This window comes from Pseudomonas sp. GD03903 (genome assembly GCF_029840045.1).
Lineage (GTDB): Bacteria > Pseudomonadota > Gammaproteobacteria > Pseudomonadales > Pseudomonadaceae > Pseudomonas > Pseudomonas pseudonitroreducens.
Window position 1 is genome coordinate 1 of sequence record NZ_JAOCBT010000052.1, and the last position, 3,700, is coordinate 3,700.

Sequence of the window (3,700 nt, forward strand, 5' to 3'; positions counted from 1 at the left end):
AGGCGATGTGGAGCGTCAAGCTGGACGTCTCTTCGGGTGGTCAGCGCTTCGTTTCGGGCTGGCAGCTCGGCTACGACAGCAGCCAGAACTACACGAGCCTTGCATTCCAGGCTGACCGTTTCCTGTTCTTCAACAGCTCAACAGGCCAGGCGGTAGCTCCGGTCTCGATCGTCGGCGGCCAGATGTTTATCAACAGCGCGATGATCCAGGACGCGAGCATTACCAACGCCAAGATCGGCGATGTCATCCAGTCCAATGCCCTGGGCAGCAATGGCCAGCCCTTATGGCAACTGAACAAGGCCGGCTCCTTCCTGCTGAACAGCGCAGGCGGCGGAGGGCGAATGCAGATGACTGCCGAGGCGATGAAGGTATTTGACGCGAACGGCGTGCGCCGCGTGCAGCTGGGGAACCTCGACGTATGAGTTACGGACTGCAGGTGTTCGATGGTGGGGGCGGGCTGTCTTTCGATAGCAATTCCCTCACCTGCCGGATGGTGTATCGCATCGCGATACCGAATTCGGGAAACGCTCAGGACTTTGTGATCCCGGGCTTCGACTCGGCCCGCGGCGCGGTCTGGATCGATACGGCGTGGGCAGGCAGCGGCTCGACCTATGCCCCCCGCTATACCGTGTCCGGAAGCACGGTAACGGTGCTTTCCAACACGCCTTCGTCCGGAACTAATTACCTCAACGCGGTGATGTTTTCATGAGCTACGGCGCACTTTTTATCGGCAACTCGGGGCAAGTGCAGATCGACGACAACTACCCCTGCTACATGGAGGTGGCGGCCGGTAGTTACGACGGCTCGAGCGGAACGGTGACAGTCTCCTATCCGGTCGCGATCAACAGCCCTAATCCGCCGGCGGTCTTTGTACGGCCCGATGGCGCTCACATCCTGCGATACATGCGCAATCTGGGCGGTCCGGGCAACTGGACCGGGTGGACGGCACTGCTCTACGCCGATGGCGGATTCTCCGGCATCGTGCGATCTGGCCAGTACAAGGCAGCGGCCCTGTACCTTCCTCGCACGGGTGGGTATGGGCTGCAGGTATTCGATGCGAGCAATCGCTTGCTCTTCGATAGCAACCGCCAGGTGCTGCGGATTATCTCCGGTGCACAAACCTGGTCGAAGGTTGGCTACAACGGGAGCTATCAGGGCAACTGGACGACTGACACCTGGGGGAGCCCCTACGTGGCGGGCTCCTACGTCTTGGCTAGCCACTTCATGGCCATGTTCTCGTTTCCGCCAAACGTGGCGGAGATGGGCGTTGGCTTTGTCAACGGGAACGCCAAGACGCAGATGAACGCTTTTGCAATGCGGCTGGGTCTCGGCCTGCCTGCAATTAATAATTTCAACTGGCCGCTGGTCATGGTGAATTGAGGAGGGGTCATGCCCTGGTATTCCGCGGGCACCGTTTCGGTGACCAACAACAGCCCGACCGTAACCGGATCGGGGACCGCCTTTTCGGCGAATGCTCGCGTGGGTGATGCCTTCCGTGGGCCTGACGGTCTCTGGTACGAGGTCACCAATGTGGCTAGCGCCACGGTCTTCTCGATCAAGCCCAACTATCAGGGGGCGAACAACGCAGCCGGAAGCTATGCCATCGCGCCCATGCAAGGTTACGTGAAGGACTCCGCGGATGCGCTGAGAGGTTTCGTCAACCAGTACGGGACCACGCTGGCGAGCATCAAACCCTGGGCTACTGCAGCAACTCCGGACGCCGCGAAGGCTGCTTTAGAAATGATCGTTGCCAAAGAAGTGACCAGCGGAAGCGCGCTGGGGGCGTATGACAACGGCGTATACCAGTTCACTGGGGCATGCACCGATTTGCCGGTTGCGGGTGTGGGGTTTCTGTGCACATACACCAAGCGATACAACGGTGTCGTGGCTGACCTAGGTGTCGAGGGATTGACGAACGCCAGCCCTTCGCGACGCTTCAGCAACCGATACATCGCCGGAGTCGGCTGGCTTGGCTGGAAGGAAACTCTTTTCGCGGACGCTTTCGTTGGGCCGTGGACCACGCCAACTCTGCTAAATGGCTGGCAGTCATTCTCTACCTCTGCGCCGGTGCAGTATCGAACCGTGCCGGGAGCGGTCGAACTGCGCGGTTTTCTCAAGTCTGGAACACCCGGTCCTAATAGCGCTGCCTTCGTGTTGCCGGCCGGAGCCTATCAGCGCGACTTGATTTTGCCAGCGAACTCCGGCGATGCATTTGCGAGCCTTCGCATCATGTCACCTGGTTACGTCATTCCCTATCTTGGGGGTAACGCCTACTTCTCATTGGACGGCATAAGGATTCCGCAGTGATCAAGCTCAATGAACTGGATGAGGCGGGCTACTGGGTTGGTGACCTCTTCCTGGTGGACGATGGTCCCGGTGTGGATAACTGGACGGCCGACCTTGCCCCTGATGGGTTGTTCAAAGGCCGATATGCGGGTACACGAACGGCGCGCGGGGAATGGATAGGTGGCGAGTGGGTAGAGGAGGGGGCTCCCACGGCGCCCACTGAAGAATCACAACGGCGCATTCAGAGCATTCTCCGGGAGGCCGCTGATTATCAAATCGCCCCTTTGCAGGATGCTGTGGACCTTGACGAAGCAACGGAGGAAGAAGCCGCACTGCTCACTCAATGGAAGCGCTATCGCGTTGCGCTGAATCGCGTCGACAGCCAGCCAGGGTGGCCGGAGGTCGTTGAATGGCCATCACCCCCAACGCAAGAACACTGACAGCCCGCCAAGCGCGGGCTTTTTTTCGCCTGGAGAAAATCATGGACCTTCGTTCCGTGCGCCGCTCGATCATCGAGCCGGCGCTGTTGCTGCTGCCTGCGAAAATGGAAAGCCCGCAGGCGATCGTCATGCTGCTGGCCATCACGCGCCAGGAAGACCCGGACCAGCGCCGCCGGCAATGGCCCACCGGCCCCGCGCGATCGCTCTGGCAGGCGGAGCAGGGCGGCGGCATGGTTACCGGCCTGCTGCGCTACCGCGTCGACAGCGTTCGCGAATTGGCCACCGGCCTGTGCGTCGTTCGCGGCGTTGCCCCTGCCGCGCCTGACGTCTGGAAGGCCATCGAGCACGACGACATCCTGGCTGCCGGCTTGGCGCGCCTGCTGCTGTATACCGACCCGGCGCGCCTGCCGGAGCTGGGCGACGAATCAGGCGCCTGGGACCTGTACCTCAGGACCTGGCGCCCCGGCGCTTACGACAAGGGGACCCCTGCCAAGCGCGCCGAGCTGCGGAAGAAGTGGGCGGCCGGCTACGCCGCGGCACTGGAGGCGACCCAGTGACTGGCCAGTGGAAGTTCCTCGCCGTGGTGCTGGCCGCCCTGCTGCTGATCGCCGCCGGCGCAGGCCTCGGGGCGTGGATGACTGCCGGCCACTACCGGCCGCAACTCGATGCAGCCAACAAGGAGAAGGGCCAGTGCGTGGCCGCTCGCAGCAACCTGGAAGAGCTGGCCAAGGAGCAGGGCGCCAAGCTTGGCGAGTTGGCCAATCAGGCCGAGCAGCGGCAGGCGAAGGCGGCTCAGGCCGTCGCCGACGCGCAGCAGCAGGCCGCCCAGCACTACGCCGCTGCCCAGCGGCTGCAGCAGGAGCGCGCCGATGGCGACCCGGCCGCGGTGGCCGAGGCCCTGATCGACAAGGAGTTGGGGCTATGAAGTGGCTTCTGGTGTTGGTGGTTGCGCTGGCAGGATGCGCCGGCCAGGT

General features: G+C 62.4%; 7 protein-coding genes. All 7 read left to right on the top strand.

Going from position 1 to position 3,700, the window contains the following annotated elements; translation table 11 throughout:
* The coding region (locus N5C91_RS31715; protein ID WP_279834477.1) for a DUF1983 domain-containing protein at positions 1 to 422 on the top strand (422 nt) is incomplete at its 5' end.
* Positions 419 to 709, top strand: coding sequence for a hypothetical protein (locus tag N5C91_RS31720; protein ID WP_279834478.1), 291 nt, complete (start codon positions 419 to 421; stop codon positions 707 to 709). The genes N5C91_RS31715 and N5C91_RS31720, both read left to right, overlap by 4 nt.
* Complete coding sequence (locus tag N5C91_RS31725) at positions 706 to 1,380, top strand: hypothetical protein (protein WP_279834479.1); 675 nt, start codon at positions 706 to 708, stop codon at positions 1,378 to 1,380. Before N5C91_RS31720 ends, N5C91_RS31725 begins: the two co-directional genes overlap by 4 nt.
* Positions 1,381 to 1,389: 9 nt before the next feature.
* On the top strand, positions 1,390 to 2,307 hold the full coding sequence (locus N5C91_RS31730) for a hypothetical protein (RefSeq protein WP_279834482.1): 918 nt from the start codon (positions 1,390 to 1,392) through the stop codon (positions 2,305 to 2,307).
* Complete coding sequence (locus tag N5C91_RS31735; RefSeq protein ID WP_279834484.1) at positions 2,304 to 2,726, top strand: tail fiber assembly protein; 423 nt, start codon at positions 2,304 to 2,306, stop codon at positions 2,724 to 2,726. The genes N5C91_RS31730 and N5C91_RS31735 overlap by 4 nt, the downstream gene beginning before the upstream one ends.
* 41 nt (positions 2,727 to 2,767) lie before the next feature.
* Positions 2,768 to 3,283: a hypothetical protein gene (locus N5C91_RS31740; RefSeq protein ID WP_279834485.1), complete on the top strand. Its 516-nt coding sequence runs from the start codon at positions 2,768 to 2,770 to the stop codon at positions 3,281 to 3,283.
* Positions 3,280 to 3,651 (top strand): hypothetical protein, encoded by a 372-nt coding sequence (locus N5C91_RS31745; protein WP_279834487.1) that lies wholly within the window; start codon positions 3,280 to 3,282, stop codon positions 3,649 to 3,651. The genes N5C91_RS31740 and N5C91_RS31745 overlap by 4 nt, the downstream gene beginning before the upstream one ends.
* The last annotated feature ends 49 nt before the right edge of the window (positions 3,652 to 3,700 follow it).